We start from the raw sequence: 16,367 nt of genomic DNA, 5'->3' as shown, positions 1-16,367 counted from the left end.
CCCTCCCGAAGTCGCCCGGCTCAGGCGGCCGGGTCAGGCGCCGAGTTCGCGAACGGCTTCCGCGAACGCCTCACCGCGCCTGTTGTAGTTGACGAACATGTCCATCGAGGCGCAGGCCGGGGCCAGCAGGACCGTGTCGCCGGGGCCGGCGAGCCGCTGTGCCTCCTGGACGGCCTGGAGCATCGCCCCAGTGTCGGTCCGCTCGACGTCGACCACGGGTACTTCCGGGGCGTGTCGCGCGAGGGCTTCGCGGATCAGGGCCCGGTCGCGGCCGATGAGGACGGCGCCGCGCAGCCGCTTCGCGGACCGGGTGACGAGGTCGTCGAAGGTGGCGCCCTTGGCGAGTCCGCCGGCGATCCACACGATCGAGTCGTACGCCGCCAACGAGGCCTGCGCGGCATGCGTGTTGGTGGCCTTGGAGTCGTCCACGTAGGCCACCGCGTCCACGTCGGCGACGTGCGCGATGCGGTGGGCGTCGGGCCGGAAGGCGCGCAGACCGTCCCGTACGGCCCGGGCGGGTACGCCGAAGGCGCGGGCGAGGGCCGCCGCGGCGAGGGCGTTGGCGACGTTGTGCGGGGCGGGCGGGTTGACGTCCGCGACCTCGGCGAGTTCCTGGGCGTTCTTCTGCCGGTTCTCGACGAAGGCCCGGTCGACCAGGATGCCGTCGACCACGCCGAGTTGGGAGGGCGCCGGGGTACCGAGGGTGAAGCCGACGGCGCGGCAGCCCTCCTCGACGTCGGCCTCGCGGACCAGGTCCTCGGTGGCCCGGTCGGCGATGTTGTAGACGCAGGCGACCCGGTTGCCCTCGTAGATCCGGCCCTTGTCGGCGGCGTACGCCTCCATGGAGCCGTGCCAGTCGAGGTGGTCGGGGGCGAGGTTCAGCACGACGGCGGAGTGGGCGCGCAGTGAGGGCGCCCAGTGCAGCTGGTAGCTGGACAGCTCCACGGCGAGCACGTCGTACGTCTCCTCACCGGTGACCGCGTCCAGCAGGGACACGCCGATGTTGCCGACGGCGGCGGTGCGCAGGCCCGCCGCCCGCAGGATCGACGCGAGCATCTGCACGGTGGTGGTCTTGCCGTTGGTGCCGGTGACCGCGAGCCAGGGCGGGGCGTCGGGGCCGCGCAGCCGCCAGGCGAGCTCGACGTCGCCCCAGACGGGGACGCCGGCCCGCCGGGCGGCGGCGAACAGCGGCTTGTCGGGCTTCCAGCCCGGTGCGGTGACGATCAGTTCGGTGCCGTCGGGCAGGGTCGCCCCGTCGCCGAGGCGCACGGTGATGCCGAGCGCCTCCAGTTCGGCCGCCTGGGCGCGGGCGCGCTCGTCGTCGCCGTCGTTGACGACGGTGACCCGCGCGCCGAGCCCGTGCAGGACCCTGGCCGCCGGGATGCCGGAGACGCCGAGCCCGGCGACGGTGACGTTCTTCCCCTGCCAGTCGGTCACTTGTGCGCTGCCCATCCCGCGTAGAAGAGGCCGAGTCCGACGATCACGCAGATGCCCTGGATGATCCAGAAGCGGACCACCACGAGGACTTCGGACCAGCCCTTGAGTTCGAAGTGGTGCTGGAGTGGCGCCATCCGGAAGACGCGCTTGCCGGTCAGGCGGAAGGAGCCCACCTGGATCACCACGGACATGGTGATGAGGACGAACAGGCCGCCCATGATGGCCACCAGCAGCTCCGTGCGGGAGCAGATGGCGAGGCCGGTGAGGACACCACCGAGCGCGAGCGAACCGGTGTCGCCCATGAAGATCTTGGCCGGTGAGGTGTTCCACCACAGGAAGCCGAGGCAGGCACCCATCAGCGCGGAGGAGACCACGGCGAGGTCGAGCGGGTCGCGGACCTCGTAGCAGGCGCCGGGGTTGGTCAGGGTCTGCGCGTTGGCGCAGGACTCCTGGAACTGCCAGACGCCGATGAAGGTGTAGGCACCGAAGACGAGGACGGAGGCGCCGGTGGCCAGGCCGTCGAGGCCGTCGGTGAGGTTCACGCCGTTCGACATCGCGAGGATCATGAACAGCGCCCAGACCACGAACAGCACCGGGCCGATCGTCCAGCCGAAGTCCGTGATGAACGACAGCTTGGTGGAGGCCGGGGTGTTGCCGCGGTTGTCCGCGAACTGCAGGGAGAGCACCGCGAAGGCGATGCCGACGATCAGCTGGCCGGCCATCTTCGCCTTGGCCCGCAGGCCCAGCGAGCGACGCTTGACGATCTTGATGTAGTCGTCGAGGAAGCCGACCATGCCCATGCCGGCCATGAGGCCCAGCACCAGCAGTCCGGAGAACGTCGGCTGGAAGCCGGTGATGACCTTGCTGAGGAAGTACGCGGCGATCGTCGCGAAGATGAAGGCGATGCCGCCCATCGTCGGCGTACCGCGCTTGCTGGCGTGCTCGCGCGGGCCGTCGTCCCGGATGTACTGGCCGTAGCCCTTGCGGGCCAGCAGCTTGATCAGCAGCGGTGTGCCGATCAGGGTGAGGAACAGACCAATGACTCCTGCGAACAGGATCTGCTTCATCATCGGGCGGCAACCTCACCCTCGGCACCGGCCGCGAGCAGCGCCTCGGCGACACTCTCCAGGCCGACCGACCGGGACGCCTTCACGAGTACGACGTCTCCCGGGCGCAGCTCGCTGCGCAACAGGTCGACCGCCGCCTGTGCGTCGGACACGTGCACCGACTCCTCACCCCACGAACCCTCGTTATATGCGCCCAGTTGCAGCCAGGACGCTTCCCTGCCCCCGACCGCGACGAGCTTGCTGACGTTGAGCCGGACGGCGAGCCGTCCGACCGCGTCGTGCTCGGCGAGCGCCTCGTCCCCGAGCTCGGCCATCTTGCCGAGCACCGCCCACGTGCGACGCCCCTTGCCCATGGCCGCCAGCGCACGCAGAGCGGCCTTCATGGACTCGGGGTTCGCGTTGTAGGCGTCGTTGACGACCGTCACGCCGTCCGGACGCTCGGTGACCTCCATCCGCCAGCGGGAGAGGGAGCCCGCCTCGGAGAGCGCGACGGCGATCTCGTCTGCGGACATGCCCAGCTCGTGGGCGACGGCGGCCGCGGCGAGCGCGTTCGACACGTGATGCTCACCGTACAGGCGCATGGTCACGTCGCTTGCACCGGAGGGTGTGTGAAGCCTGAAGGACGGCCGTCCACTGTCCGTGAGTCGCACGTTCTCGGCACGTACGTCCGCTTCGTCTGACTCTCCGAAGAGAAGCACCTTCGCCCTCGTCCGGGACGCCATGGCCCGTACGAGGGGGTCGTCCGCGTTGAGGACGGCGGTACCGTCCTCGGGAAGGCTCTCGACGAGTTCGCCCTTGGCCTCGGCGATCTGCTCACGGCCGCCGAACTCGCCGATGTGGGCGGTGCCGACGTTGAGGACGAGGCCGACCTTCGGGGGCGTCAGCCCGGTGAGGTAGCGGATGTGGCCGATGCCGCGCGCGCCCATCTCCAGCACCAGGAACCGGGTGCCGGCGGTGGCGCCGAGCGCGGTGAGCGGCAGCCCGATCTCGTTGTTGAAGGAGCCCGGCGTGAACACCGTGGGCGCCTTGCGCTCGAGCACCTGGGCGATGAGGTCCTTCGTACTGGTCTTGCCCGCCGAGCCGGTGAGGGCGACGAGGGTGGCGCCGAGCCGGGCGACGACGTGACGGGCGAGGGCGCCGAGCGCGGCCTGCACGTCCTCGACGACGATCGCGGGCACGCCGACGGGGCGGGACGCCAGCACGGCTGCCGCTCCCGCCGTCACGACCGCTTCCGCGAAGTCGTGGCCGTCCACGCGCTCGCCCACGAAGGCGACGAAGAGGCTGCCGGACACCACCTCGCGGGAGTCCCGGACCACCGGCCCGGTGACCTGCACGGAGGGGTCCGGTATGTCGTACGTCTGCCCGCCGACGACTTCTGCGATCTCGGCGAGGGAGAGGGCGATCACAAGTTCATCCCCTGGATCATTCGGGATTTCATCCCTGGGTCTTCTTGATGGCTTCGCGAAGCACCTGGCGGTCGTCGAAGGGACGGACCACTCCGGCGATGTCCTGGCCCTGCTCGTGGCCCTTGCCCGCGATCAGCACGGTGTCGCCGGGCTGTGCGCGGGCGACGGCGGCGGCGATCGCGGCGGCCCGGTCCTCGAAGACCTGGACCTCGCCCCGCTCGTGCGCCGGCACGGATGCCGCACCCCGGAGCATGGCCGCGAGGATCGCGAGGGGGTCCTCGGAGCGGGGGTTGTCGGAGGTCAGTACGGCGGTGTCGGCGAGCCGGGCCGCGGCGGCGCCCATCGGCTCGCGCTTGGTGACGTCCCGGTCGCCGCCGCAGCCGAGCACGATGTGCACCTGGCCCTCCGTGACCCGGTGCAGGGCGCGCAGCACGGACTCGACGGCGTCGGTCTTGTGCGCGTAGTCGACGACCGCGAGGTAGGGCTGTCCGAGGTCCACGCGCTCCAGCCGGCCCGGCACTCCGGGGACGGCGGCCACGCCGTCGGCGGCGCTGTGCGGGTCGAGGCCCGCGGCGGCGAGGGCGGTGATCGCGGCGAGGGTGTTCGCCACGTTGAAAGGGCCGGGGAGCGGTGACGTGGCGGTGATGCGCTCGGCGTCCGGGCCGAGCGCGACGAACTTCGAGTCGAGCGGGCCGACGTGCACGTCGTCGGCGCGCCAGTCGGCGTCCGGGTGGCCCTCGGCGGAGAAGGTGACGACGGGGACCGTGGCCTCCTTGGCGAGCCTGCGGCCGTACTCGTCGTCGACGTTGATCACGCCCAGCCTGGAGCGTTCCGGCGTGAACAGCTGTGCCTTCGCCTGGAAGTAGTCCTCCATGTCGGAGTGGAACTCCATGTGCTCCGGACTGAGGTTGGTGAAGACGGCGACGTCGAAGACGCAGCCGTCGACCCGGCCGAGCACGAGGGCGTGGCTGGACACCTCCATGGCGACGGCCTCGGTGCCGCGTTCACGCATGACGGCGAACAGGGCCTGCAGGTCGGTCGCCTCGGGCGTGGTGCGCTCGGACTTGATGCGCTCGTCGCCGATGCGCATCTCCACCGTGCCGATCAGGCCGGTCGAATGCGCCGTCCTGAGGCCGCCCTCGACGAGGTAGGCGGTGGTGGTCTTGCCGGAGGTGCCGGTGATGCCGATCTGGAGCAGGTCGGCCCCGGGGCGGCCGTAGATGGTGGCCGCCAGCTCGCCCATCCGGGCCCGCGGGTCGGCCACGACCAGTACCGGCAGGCCGGTGGCGGCGGCGCGTTCGGCACCCGTGGGGTCGGTGAGCACGGCCGCCGCGCCGAGGCCGGCGGCCTGCGTGACGAAGTCGGCGCCGTGCAGACGGGCGCCCGGCAGCGCGGCGTACAGGTCACCGGGGCGGACGGCGCGCGAGTCGTGGGTGATGCCCGAGATCTCGACCGTACGGTCGGTCTCCGGCTGCTCGGCACCCAGCTGACCGGCGAGTTCCGCGAGGGGTGTGGCGGTGACCCGCTCCGGCCGGGGCGGTCCCGGATATGTCACGGGGTGGCCCTTCTGGGTGGTTTCGGACTGATCAGCGTGTGGCACGGCGGTGAGCGTACCCGGCGCACCCGGCCGGGAGCGAAGCGAGGGGCCGGGGCCGTTCCGGTTCCCGGGGTCGGGATCGGGGGTGAGCGTTGTCACGAGCTGTTCCTGGGTGGTTCCGTGCTGACCGTACGCGACCGGTCAGGAGTGCGGGCTGATCAGGGCTGGTAGGTGACGGGGAGTCGGGCGGCACCGGCGCCCGTCGGGGGGACCTGGAGGGTCTTGAGGGCGAACTGCATGACCTGCTTGTGGACCGGTCCGCAGATCTGGCCGCCGAAGTAACTGCCCTTCGTGGCGTTCTGGATGGCGCAGTAGACGGTGATCCGGGGCTTGTCGGCGGGCGCGAATCCGGCGAACGACGAGGTGTAGCCGTGGTACTTGCCGGTGGCCGGATCGACACGGTTGGCCGTGCCGGTCTTGCCCGCCACGCGGTAGCCGGCGATGCGCGCCTTGGCGCCGGTGCCCTCCTCGTCGTCCACCACCGACTCCAGCATCTCGGCGAGGGTCTTCGCCGTCTTCGGGCTCACGACCCGCGTCTTCTCGGGCCGCGGGACGGGTGTGAAGCGCCCGTCGGCGCCCCGGGTGCCGCGCACCAGGGTGGGTTCGACGCGTACGCCGCCGTTGGCGATGGTCGAGTAGACCGACGCCGCCTGCATCGCGTTGATGGAGACGCCCTGGCCGAAAGGGATCGTGTACTGCTGCGAGGTGGACCACTCCTCGGGCCGGGCGAGGATGCCCTGGGTCTCGCCGGGGAAGCCGAGCCCGGTGGGACTGCCGAGGCCGAACCTGCGCAGGTACGAGTAGAGGATCTTGTTGGACTGCCGCTGCGTCGTGCCGAGCTGCCCGGTGGCGAGGATCGTGCCGATGTTGCTGGACTTGGCGAGGACGCCGTTGAGCGTCAGGTACCAGGTCGGATGGTCGACGTCGTCCTTGAACAGCCGGTCGCCGCGGTGCAGCCGGTTGGGCACCACGACGTGCGTCATGGCCGTGGCGGCGTGCTCCTCCAGGACGGCCGCCATCGACATGACCTTGGCGGTGGAGCCGGGTTCGAAGGCGTCCTGGAGGGCGGCGTTGCCGAGCGTCTCGGGGCTGGCCGCGGACAGGTCGTTGGGGTCGAAGCCGGGCGCGTTGGCCATGGCGAGGATCTCGCCGGTCCTGGTGTCCTGCACGATCACGTAGCCGCGGTCCGCCTTGGACTTCTTCACCTGCTCGGCAATCGCGTTCTGCGCGGCCCACTGGATGTCGCGGTCGATGGTGAGCTCGATGTCGCTGCCGGGCACGGCGGGCGTCTCGTCGGCGTCCACGGTCGGGACCTGCCTGCCGCCGGACTGGGCGTAGCGGACCTGTCCCGGCTTCCCGGTGAGCTGCTTGTCGAGCTGGGACTCGATGCCGCCGCCGCCCCTGCCCTCGCTGTTGACCCAGCCCAGTATCCCGGCGGCGAGGTCGCCGTTGGGGTACACGCGCTTGCTGCTGGGGTCGGCGAAGACACCCGCGAGCGCGTTGACCGTGTCCTTGTCCGTCCCGGACTTCTTCGCGAGCGCGCTCTTGAGGTCCTTGATCTGGTTCCAGACCTGCGGGGTGCGGCTGCGGGCGAGCCGCACGTAGCGCAGGTCCTTCTTCGCGGGGCGCAGCTTCTTCACCAGGTCGGCCTCCTCGACACCGAGGATCGGCGCCAGCAGCGCCGCCGCCTGCTCGGGCCCGTCACCGATCCCGAGCAGCTTCCGCGTGAACATCGTCGGGTCGGCGGTGATGTCGTACGCGTCCACGCTCGCCGCGAGATCGACGCCGTTGCGGTCGGTGATGCCGCCCCGCTCGGCGGCCAGGGTGTGCACGACGTACCGGTTCTGCTCGGCCTTCGCGCTGTAGGTGCTCGCGTCGACGGCCTGCACCTGGAGCAGCCGCAGCGTGAAGGCGGTCAGTACGAGGGTGAGCGCCACGCCCAGCAGGCGCAGCCGGGGGCGGGGGCTGCCCAGCCGGATGACGCGCGGGGAGGCCGGGCGGGGCGGGCCGGGGCGGCGGGCGGCCGGACGCGGGTGCGCGGCCGGGTGGTCCCCCGCTCCCCGGGGCCGGGCGCCGCCGGGGCGGCCCGGATGAGCGGGGCCGGCGGGCCCGGGCACACGGCGGCGGGGCGGTTCCCTGTCGGACACTTTCCGTCACCTGCCGGGGGTCGAGGTCGTGGCGGTCGGTGTGGGGGAGGACATGGAGTCGTCGGCCGGGTCGGCGGATGCCCGGCCGGGCGCGCCCTCGGGTGGCACGGTCGTGGCGGTGTCCGCGGCGGCACCGGTCGTGGGCGTGGTGGCGGGCGGGCCGTCGGCGGACGTGCCGTCGGGCGGGAGGACGAGCCGCTCACTGCCGTCCGTCTGGGGGACCGCGGCGGGGCCGGGTACGCCCTTGACCCTGCCGTCGGGGCCGAGGAAGGCCGGGTCGGAGCCGGGGACCATGCCGAGGTCGCGGGCACGGCGCTGCAGGGCGTCGGGGGCGGAGTAGGCGTCGACGTCCCGCTGGAGGGCCTGCTCCTCGTCGGTGAGGTCCGTGGTCTGCCGCTCCAGGTCGTCCAGCCGGAACGAGCCCGCGCTCAGGGCGGAGTTCAGCACCAGCAGGGCGATGAGGCCACCTCCGAGGAGCACGACCACGAGCAGCACGAACGGGGTGCGGGCCGCCTGGGTGCCCCTGCCGCCCGGTCCGGTCGGAAAGAGCCGCGCGAGCCGGGCCGCCCTTCCCTTGAGTTCTGGCTTCCCGCGCAGCAGTGGCTTCCCGGCCGGCGCCGCCTTCGCGCCCGGACGGCGCTTCGCGCTCGACTGCGGTTTTCCACTGAGCGGGGATCTCCTGCTCACGCGCCCTCCCCCGAGTCCGTTTTCCCGAACCGACCCTGCGGCATCAGGCTCACTCCACGTCCTCCCTGATGCGCTCCGCCCCGCGCAGACGGGCCGGCGCGGCCCTGCGGTTGTCCGCGACCTCTTCCTCGGTGGGAAGTTCGGCACCACGGGTCAGCAGCTTGAGCCGGGGCTGGTAGCGCTCGGGCACGACGGGCAGCCCGGGCGGCGCGGTGTTGGCGGCGCCGGCCGCGAGGACCTGCTTGACCAGCCGGTCCTCCAGGGAGTGGTACGACAGCACGGCGATCCGCCCGCCGGTGTCCAGGGCCTTCACGGCGGCCGGAATGGCCCGTTCCAGGACCGCCAGCTCACCGTTGACCTCGATGCGCAGCGCCTGGAAGGTGCGCTTGGCCGGGTTGCCGCCGGTGCGCTTGGCGGCCTGCGGCAGCGCGTCGCGAATCAGCTCGACCAGCCGTGCGCTGTTGCTGAAGGGTTCCTTCGCGCGTTCGCGTACGACGGCGGACACGATCCGCTTGGCCTGCTTCTCCTCGCCGTACGCGCGCAGGATGCGGACGAGTTCGCCGGGCGGGTACGTGTTGAGGACCTCGGCGGCGCTCACCCCGGTCGTCTGGTCCATGCGCATGTCGAGCGGCGCGTCCTGCGCGTAGGCGAAGCCGCGGCCGGCCTCGTCGAGCTGCATGGAGGAGACACCGAGGTCGAACAGGACGCCTTGCACGCGCGGCATGCCGAGCCGGTCGAGCACCTCGGGGAGTTCGTCGTACACGGCGTGCACCAGGGTGGCGCGGTCCCCGTACGGCGCGAGCCGCTCGCCGGACAGCCGCAGCGCCTCCTTGTCCCGGTCGAGGGCGACGAGCCGCGCCCCGGGGAACCGGTCCAGCAGGGCCTCGCTGTGGCCGCCGAGACCGAGGGTGCAGTCGACGACGACCGCTCCCGGGCCCTCCAGGGCGGGCGCCAGCAGATCCAGGCACCGCTGGAGCATGACCGGAACGTGTCGACTCTGACTCAAGGGGCCCTCTCAGATCGGCAGAGCCCGTCCGCACGGCCGGGTCCCGCCCGCGCGCCGAGGGGAGACCGGCCGGCGCCGGAAGCGTCGGCCGGCCGGGAGCGGAGAGGCCGAGCCGTACGTACGCGCCGCGCACGTGGGGAGAAATCCGGACGTCGTGCCGGATTCTCCGGGAAGTTTCAGTCCAGCAGGGAGAGCCTCGCCTCCCGCTTCGCGTCACTTTAGTCCACCCTGTCGCCCGGTCAATCAACCGGCCAGCGCGTCGCCCCCCGGGGCGGCCGCAAATCCTTCGGCACGGGAAATCACCGGAGGATTCACCCGTCCGGCGGCAGCCCGGCCGCCCTATGGGGTAGCTCACAACAACGATCAATGACGCTCTTTGTCCCGTCTCACGGCGAGCCTCGACCGAAGGCGACCAGCTAACGTCGTGAGTATGACGACTTCTGCATCGGTACCCGCAGGTTCCCAGGGCGCCACAGACGCCGACGCTGTGACCGACCGGCTCGTCGAGGCGAACGAGCGGTACGCCGCCGCGTTCACCGACCCCGGCATGGACGCCCGCCCCGTGCTCCGCGTCGCCGTGGTGGCCTGCATGGACGCGCGGCTCGACCTGCACGCCGCCCTCGGCCTCGAACTCGGCGACTGTCACACCATCCGCAACGCGGGCGGCGTCGTCACCGACGACGTGATCCGCTCCCTCACCATCAGCCAGCGCGCCCTCGGCACGCGCAGCGTGGTCCTCATCCACCACACCAACTGCGGCATGGAGTCCCTCACCGAGGACTTCCGGCACGACCTCGAGATGGAGGTCGGCCAGCGCCCCGCCTGGGCGGTGGAGGCCTTCCGGGACGCCCAGCAGGACGTACGCCAGTCCATGCAGCGTGTCCGCACCTCGCCGTTCCTGCTGCACACCGAGGACGTCCGCGGCTTCGTGTTCGACGTGAAGACGGGCCTGCTGACCGAGGTCCACCCCGACTGACCGGGCCACCCACCCCGAATACGGCACACCGCACATCGCGGGAAAAGCCCTAAGACCCGACATGTCGCAGTCAGTTGTCCACAGGCGAGTGACACGAATCGGTAACGGCAGCAAGAATGCGGGTGTGGCACCACGTGGAACCTTTCACGCGTGGTGTCCGTGTTCGGGGTGGGCCGGTCCGCACCACAGAGCGTCGGCCCGGGCAATTTGGGGTACCCCCTGCTCCCCTGTGAGCGCGGGGAAGGGCCGAGGAGGGCCGGGTGACGACCTATGACGATCGAGCGAGCCTCACTGATCTGACCGCCGTGGTGGAGCGCGTGCGGGGGTCGGTGGAGAGCGTGATCGAGGGCAAGCCGGAGGTCGTACGGCTCTCGCTGACCGTGCTGCTCGCCGAGGGACACCTGCTGATCGAGGACGTCCCCGGCGTCGGCAAGACGATGCTGGCCAAGGCGCTGGCGCGGTCCATCGACTGCTCGGTGCGCCGCATCCAGTTCACGCCGGACCTGCTGCCGTCGGACATCACCGGAGTGTCCATCTGGGACCAGCAGCGCTCCGAGTTCGAGTTCAAGCCGGGCGCGATCTTCGCCCAGGTGGTGATCGGCGACGAGATCAACCGCGCCTCGCCCAAGACCCAGTCGGCGCTCCTGGAGTCCATGGAGGAGCGGCAGGTCACCATCGACGGCAGGACGTACGAACTGCCGAGCCCGTTCATGGTGGTGGCGACGCAGAACCCGGTCGAGATGGAGGGCACCTACCCGCTGCCCGAGGCGCAGCGCGACCGCTTCATGGCGCGCGTCTCCATCGGCTACCCCAGCGCGGAGGCCGAGCTGCAGATGCTCGACGTGCACGGCGGGGTCAACCCGCTGGACGACCTCCAGCCGGTGGCGCACGCGCACGAGATCCTCAAGCTGATCGAGGCGGTGCGCGGCGTGCACGTCGCCGAACCGGTCCGGCGGTACGCGGTGGACCTCGTCGCCGCCACGCGCACCCACCCCGACCTGAGACTGGGCGCCTCGCCGCGCGCGACACTGCATCTGCTGCGCGCGGCGAGGGCGTCCGCGGCCCTCGGCGGCCGGGAGTACGCACTGCCGGACGACGTCCAGGCACTCGCCGTGGCCGTCCTCGCGCACCGCCTGCTGCCCACCGCCCAGTCCCAGCTCAACCGGCGCACGGCGGAGCAGGTCGTCCAGGAGATCCTGCAGCGCACCCCGGTGCCCGCGGCCCAGCGCCCGCTGGGCGACTACGGCCAGGGCCCCGGCACCCCGGTGTACGGCCGGCAGCAGCCGCGGAGGCTGTGATGACCTCCGCGGCCCCCGGGAGCGCACTCTTCGCGGAGGGCCGGGGCGGCGACCCGGGCGGCCTCCGTATGGCCCTGTCGGGCCTGACCACCCGCGGCCGGTCCTTCCTGGCCGCCGGGATCGCGGCGGCCGTGTGCGCGTACGTCCTGGGCCAGAGCGACCTGCTGCGGGTCGGGCTGCTGCTGTCGGTGCTGCCGCTGGTGTGCGTGACGGTGCTGTACCGCACGCGGCACCGGGTCACGGGCAGCCGCCGGCTCTCCCCCGCGCGCGTGCCCGCCGGCGGCGAGGCCCGGGTCCATCTGCGGATGGACAACGTCTCGCGGCTGCCCACGGGTCTGCTCATGCTCCAGGACCGGGTGCCGTACGCGCTCGGTCCGCGCCCGCGCTTCGTCCTGGACCGGATCGAGGCGGGCGGCCGGCGCGAGGTGTCCTACCGGGTCCGGTCCGACCTGCGCGGGCGCTATCCGCTGGGCCCCTTGCAGTTGCGGCTGACCGACCCGTTCGGGATGTGCGAGCTGACCCGGTCCTTCTCGGCGTACGACACGCTGACGGTGATCCCGCGCGTGGAGCCCCTGCCGTCGGTGCGGCTGGGCGGCGATGCCAAGGGATACGGCGACGGACGGCAGCGCTCCCTGGCGCTGGCCGGTGAGGACGACGTGATCCCGCGCGGGTACCGCTACGGCGACGACCTGCGCCGCGTGCACTGGCGTTCCACCGCGCGCCACGGCGAGTTGATGGTGCGCCGCGAGGAGCAGCCGCAGCGGGCCCGCTGCACGGTGCTGCTGGACACGCGGGCCGTCGCCTTCCTGGGCGCGGGTCCAGACTCGGCGTTCGAGTGGGCGGTGTCGGGCGCCGCGTCCGTGCTGGTGCACATGCTGGAGCGGGGTTTCTCGGTGCGGCTGCTGACGGACACCGGCAGTTCGGTGCCGGGCGAGGGCTCGGACGGTTTCGCGGGCGCCAGTCAGGAGGCGGCGGACGCGGCCGGGATGATGATGGACACCCTCGCGGTGATCGACCACTCCGACGGCGCCGGGCTGTCCCGCGCGTACGACGTGCTGCGGGGCGGGATCGAAGGGCTGCTGGTCGCCTTCATCGGCGACCTGGACGACGCACAGGCTGCGGTGCTCGCGCGGATGCGGCACCGCAGCGGTGCCGCGGTCGCCTTCCTGCTCGACAGCGGCGTCTGGGGGCGGGAACCGGGCGACGCGGCCGGGCCGTTGCAGCAGCACGGGGAGCGGCTGCGGATGCTCCGCGAGGCGGGCTGGACGGCCGTGGCCGTGCCGCGGGGCGCCCCGGCGGCCGAGTTGTGGCAGCAGGCGGACCGGGAACGGACCGGTGTCGTCGCGGGGAGCGACGGGGAGGCGTGGTCATGAGCGGTCGGGCACGACTGGCGCTGTGCGCCTGGGTGGCCACGCTGACGACCGCCTGCACCCTGCTGCCCCTGGTGCAGCCGGCCTCGTGGATTTTCCGGGCGGCCTTCCTGCTGGCGGTGCAGACGGGCGTGGGCATGGTGACGCGCCGGGTGCCGCTGGCCCGCCCGCTGACCGTCGCGGTGCAGGCGCTGGTGACGCTGGCGCTGCTGACGGTGATCTTCGCGCGCGAGTACGCGGTCGCGGGTCTGGTCCCGGGCCCGCAGGCCTTCGCCCACTTCGCCGACCTGCTCCAGCAGGGCGGCAAGGACATCGGGCGGTACGCGATCCCGGCACCGCTGACCGACGGCATCAAGCTGATGGTGGTCGGCGGTGTGCTGGCGATCGGGCTGCTGGTGGACGCGCTGGCGGTGACCTTCCGTACGGCGGCCCCGGCCGGGCTGCCGCTGCTCGCGCTGTACTCGGTGGCGGCGGGTCTGTCCGACGGCGGCGCCGACTGGGTGTCGTTCCTGGTCGCGGCGGCGGGCTATCTGGTCCTGCTGCTGGCCGAAGGGCGTGACCGGGTCTCCCAGTGGGGCCGGGTCTTTAGCGGCGTCTCGCGTACCTGGGGCGGCGAGTCGGGTGCCCTGGCCCCGGTGCACACCGGACGGCGCATCGGTGTGGTCGCGCTGGGCATCGCCCTGGTGGCGCCGCTGGGACTGCCCGCCATGGACGGCGGGCTGCTGGGCACCGGTGGAACCGGCGTGGGCGCGGGCACGGGTGGCGGCGGCACGATCTCCGCGGTGAACCCGCTGGTGTCCCTGCGCGACAGTCTGAACGGGGGCGACGAGAGTCCGGTGCTGACGTTGCGGACCGAGTCGAAGGACGTCTCCGGTCTCTATCTGCGCATCGTGTCCCTGGACGCCTTCGACGGCACGACGTGGAAGCCCGCCAAGCGGGAGATCACGGCCGTGCCCGAAGGCGGTTTCCCCACGCCGCCCGGCCTCGGCCCGGAGGTGAGGCGCACCGAGTTCGCCACGACGGTCCGCGCGTCCGAGGCGTACGAGCAGGACTGGCTGCCCATGCCGTACCCGCCGAGCCGCGTCCGCCTCGGCGGCGACTGGCGGTACGAGCCCGAGGGCATGTCAGTGGTCGGCGACCACGGGCAGGACACCCGCGGCCTGACGTACCGGGTGAGCGGCCTGGACGTGCAGCCGACCGCGAAGCAGCTGGCCTCCGCACCGGCCCCGCCCGCAGCGGTGACGAAGGAGTTCACGAAGCTCCCGGGCTCCCTGCCCGAGGTGGTGAGCAGCACGGCCCAGCGGGTCACCCGGGGCGCGGCGAACCCCTACGAGCAGGCGGTCATGCTCCAGGAGTACTTCGCCGACACCGGCGGCTTCAAGTACGACACCGAGGTGCGGGTCGGCAGCGGCTCCCAGGGCATCGCCCGCTTCCTCCGCGACAAGGAGGGCTTCTGTGTGCATTTCTCCTTCGCGATGGCGGCCATGGCGCGCTCGCTGGGCATACCGGCCCGGGTCGCGGTGGGCTTCGCGCCGGGCACTCCGCAGGCCGACGGCACCGTGTGGGTGAGCCTGAAGGACGCGCACGCGTGGCCGGAGCTGTACTTCGAGGGCGTGGGCTGGACCCGCTTCGAGCCGACGCCCAGCCGCGGCACGACCCCGGGGTACACGCTGCCGGACACCCCGGGCAGCACCCTGCCGGACCCGGCCGGGCCGTCGGACGCGGCGTCCGCCGCACCGTCCGCAGCACCTTCGCGCAGCGGGGGCTGCACGGTGCAGCAGAGGCGGCTGGACGGCGGCTGTCCGACCGAGTCCGCGCAGGCGGTGCTCGCGTCGGGCGACGACGGACCGACGGGGTGGATGGTTCTGTTGTGGGTGCTGGGCGGGCTCGCCACGACGGCTCTCCCGTTGGCACCGATGCTCTGGCGGCTGAGAACCCGGACCGTGCGACTGGGTGCGCACGGCCGCTCTGCGCAGGGCGCGGTGGCCCACACCCTGGCAGTGTGGCAGGAGCTGACCGACACGGCGTGGGACGTCGGGATCGCGCCGGAGGAGTCCCGGACGCCGCGCGGGGCTGCCGCCCGGATCGTGCGGCTGGGGCACCTCGACGGGGACGCCGCGGCCTCGGTGCACCGGGTGGCGGGCGCCGTCGAACAGGTCCTGTACGCGCCCCGGCCGCAGCCGACGCCGGGCCTCGCGGACGACGTCCGCCGGGCTGTCGCCGGTCTGTCGGCGGCGACGAGTCGCGGTACACGTCTGCGCGCCGTGTTCGCGCCGCGTTCGGCCGTGCGGGTGATGTGGGCGACGTCGGTGTGGTGGGCGGACGTGAAGTGCCGCGCCGCCGCGACCCGCCCGGCCCTGCGCGGGGCGGGCCGACAGCGGGGCTGAGGCAGGAGCGGGGGGATGTCGGGCGGGCGGGTCCGTTGATCGATGGGGGTGGCCGGTCGATGGGGGTGACCCGTCGGCCGGGCTGTGATCGGGATGGCCAGTCGGCCGAGGAAGCACGGCCCTCCTGGCGGTCGGACAGGGTGGCGGGTGATCGGCCGACTGGACCCACCAGGTCGGACCGGATTGGTGACCCGGATTGGTCGGCCCGAGTGGTCGGCCGGTGGCCGGCAACACCTCCGAGCCGCGCACCGTGAGCTTCACGGTGATGGTCGGCGGCGGGGTGCCGGCATTGGCCTGATCAGCCGGTCCGGCCCGACGTGGCGTTATTGCTGGCACCCCGCGCTCCCGGGCCGGCCGCTTGGGACGGCCCTGTCGGTTGGGGTGCACGGCGCGTCGGAGCGGCGACAGGTACCCCTCGGCGGACGACGGGGTCCCGGGGCTCAAGCAGCAGCGGGACACAGACAGGCGTGAGGGGTGACCACCTGTTCCGGTGGTCACCCCTCACGCCTGTCTTCACATCTTGGGGAGCTAGTGGCCCTGTTCGTCGCGGCGCCGCTGCCAGCGCTCTTCGATCCGGTCCATCATGGAGCGGCGCTGCCTTGCCTGACGGCCCGGGGCCGTGGCACCGGCGGCCGGCTGTTCACCCGGCTTGGGTGCCTTGCGCCAGCCGGTCACGGCGAGTACGGCGCAGCCCAGCATCACGAGGAAGCCGACGACGCTGAGCCAGACCTGCTGGGCGACCATTCCGGCCATGAGGAGCGCAATACCTGCGAGGAAGCCCGCAACCGCCTGGTAGACCCGCCGCCGGGTGTACGTGCGCAGCCCGCTTCCCTCAAGCGCTGACGCGAACTTGGGATCTTCGGCGTACAGCGCTCGCTCCATTTGCTCGAGCATTCGCTGCTCGTGCTCCGAGAGCGGCACGGAGTCCTCCTCATCGTGCAGTCGCCGGGGCGACCCGGGGGGGTCTCTTCAGGATAGGCAGGGAATCG

12 protein-coding genes are annotated in these 16,367 nt (G+C 72.3%); 4 read left to right on the top strand and 8 right to left on the bottom strand.

The window, feature by feature from the left end; all coding sequences use genetic code 11:
- Positions 1 to 33: 33 nt before the first annotated feature.
- From murD to rsmH, 7 genes are all read right to left on the bottom strand, one after another.
- Positions 34 to 1,452, bottom strand: a complete 1,419-nt coding sequence (murD, locus tag ABZ354_RS04925) for a UDP-N-acetylmuramoyl-L-alanine--D-glutamate ligase (protein WP_358652978.1) — start codon at positions 1,450 to 1,452, stop codon at positions 34 to 36.
- A complete protein-coding gene (mraY, locus tag ABZ354_RS04920) occupies positions 1,434 to 2,504 on the bottom strand; it encodes a phospho-N-acetylmuramoyl-pentapeptide-transferase (protein WP_358653170.1) in 1,071 nt (356 codons plus the stop codon). Before mraY ends, murD begins: the two co-directional genes overlap by 19 nt.
- The gene (gene murF / locus ABZ354_RS04915; RefSeq protein WP_358652976.1) at positions 2,504 to 3,910 is read right to left on the bottom strand and encodes a UDP-N-acetylmuramoyl-tripeptide--D-alanyl-D-alanine ligase; all 1,407 of its coding nucleotides are present in this window, start codon (positions 3,908 to 3,910) and stop codon (positions 2,504 to 2,506) included. Before murF ends, mraY begins: the two co-directional genes overlap by 1 nt.
- 28 nt (positions 3,911 to 3,938) lie before the next feature.
- Positions 3,939 to 5,465 (bottom strand): UDP-N-acetylmuramoyl-L-alanyl-D-glutamate--2,6-diaminopimelate ligase, encoded by a 1,527-nt coding sequence (locus ABZ354_RS04910; protein ID WP_358653168.1) that lies wholly within the window; start codon positions 5,463 to 5,465, stop codon positions 3,939 to 3,941.
- A gap of 200 nt (positions 5,466 to 5,665) precedes the next feature.
- Positions 5,666 to 7,654 (bottom strand): penicillin-binding transpeptidase domain-containing protein, encoded by a 1,989-nt coding sequence (locus tag ABZ354_RS04905; RefSeq protein ID WP_358652974.1) that lies wholly within the window; start codon positions 7,652 to 7,654, stop codon positions 5,666 to 5,668.
- Positions 7,655 to 7,660: 6 nt separating this feature from the next.
- A complete protein-coding gene (locus ABZ354_RS04900) occupies positions 7,661 to 8,251 on the bottom strand; it encodes a septum formation initiator family protein (protein WP_358653166.1) in 591 nt (196 codons plus the stop codon).
- A gap of 139 nt (positions 8,252 to 8,390) precedes the next feature.
- Positions 8,391 to 9,347: a 16S rRNA (cytosine(1402)-N(4))-methyltransferase RsmH gene (gene rsmH, locus ABZ354_RS04895; RefSeq protein ID WP_358652972.1), complete on the bottom strand. Its 957-nt coding sequence runs from the start codon at positions 9,345 to 9,347 to the stop codon at positions 8,391 to 8,393.
- Between the two features lie 430 nt (positions 9,348 to 9,777).
- On the opposite strand from rsmH, the gene ABZ354_RS04890 reads away from it, so the two are divergent.
- The 4 genes from ABZ354_RS04890 (at position 9,778) to ABZ354_RS04875 (ending at position 15,378) form a co-directional block, all read left to right on the top strand.
- Positions 9,778 to 10,323 (top strand): carbonic anhydrase, encoded by a 546-nt coding sequence (locus tag ABZ354_RS04890; protein WP_358652971.1) that lies wholly within the window; start codon positions 9,778 to 9,780, stop codon positions 10,321 to 10,323.
- A gap of 260 nt (positions 10,324 to 10,583) precedes the next feature.
- Positions 10,584 to 11,621 carry a MoxR family ATPase gene (locus ABZ354_RS04885; RefSeq protein ID WP_358652969.1) on the top strand — a complete coding sequence of 346 codons (1,038 nt, stop codon included), beginning with the start codon at positions 10,584 to 10,586 and terminating at the stop codon, positions 11,619 to 11,621.
- Positions 11,621 to 12,994, top strand: coding sequence for a DUF58 domain-containing protein (locus ABZ354_RS04880; RefSeq protein WP_358652967.1), 1,374 nt, complete (start codon positions 11,621 to 11,623; stop codon positions 12,992 to 12,994). Before ABZ354_RS04885 ends, ABZ354_RS04880 begins: the two co-directional genes overlap by 1 nt.
- Positions 12,991 to 15,378, top strand: a complete 2,388-nt coding sequence (locus tag ABZ354_RS04875) for a DUF3488 and transglutaminase-like domain-containing protein (RefSeq protein ID WP_358652965.1) — start codon at positions 12,991 to 12,993, stop codon at positions 15,376 to 15,378. Before ABZ354_RS04880 ends, ABZ354_RS04875 begins: the two co-directional genes overlap by 4 nt.
- A 528-nt stretch (positions 15,379 to 15,906) precedes the next feature.
- On the opposite strand, the gene ABZ354_RS04870 is transcribed toward ABZ354_RS04875, so the two are convergent.
- Positions 15,907 to 16,299 carry a DUF3040 domain-containing protein gene (locus ABZ354_RS04870; protein ID WP_358652963.1) on the bottom strand — a complete coding sequence of 131 codons (393 nt, stop codon included), beginning with the start codon at positions 16,297 to 16,299 and terminating at the stop codon, positions 15,907 to 15,909.
- Positions 16,300 to 16,367: the final 68 nt, after the last annotated feature.

It is taken from the genome of Streptomyces sp. NPDC005925 (assembly GCF_040638805.1).
GTDB lineage: Bacteria > Actinomycetota > Actinomycetes > Streptomycetales > Streptomycetaceae > Streptomyces.
This window is presented reverse-complemented; position numbering and strand designations above follow the sequence as displayed.

What these genes read in the sequence shown, in the direction of transcription:
- ABZ354_RS04880 (WP_358652967.1), top strand. Translation starts at nt 11,621, where the DNA reads ATGACCTCCGCGGCCCCCGGGAGCGCACTCTTCGCGGAGGGCCGGGGC.
- ABZ354_RS04890 (WP_358652971.1), top strand. Translation starts at nt 9,778, where the DNA reads ATGACGACTTCTGCATCGGTACCCGCAGGTTCCCAGGGCGCCACAGAC.
- murD (WP_358652978.1), bottom strand. Translation starts at nt 1,452, where the DNA reads ATGGGCAGCGCACAAGTGACCGACTGGCAGGGGAAGAACGTCACCGTC.
- mraY (WP_358653170.1), bottom strand. Translation starts at nt 2,504, where the DNA reads ATGAAGCAGATCCTGTTCGCAGGAGTCATTGGTCTGTTCCTCACCCTG.
- ABZ354_RS04875 (WP_358652965.1), top strand. Translation starts at nt 12,991, where the DNA reads ATGAGCGGTCGGGCACGACTGGCGCTGTGCGCCTGGGTGGCCACGCTG.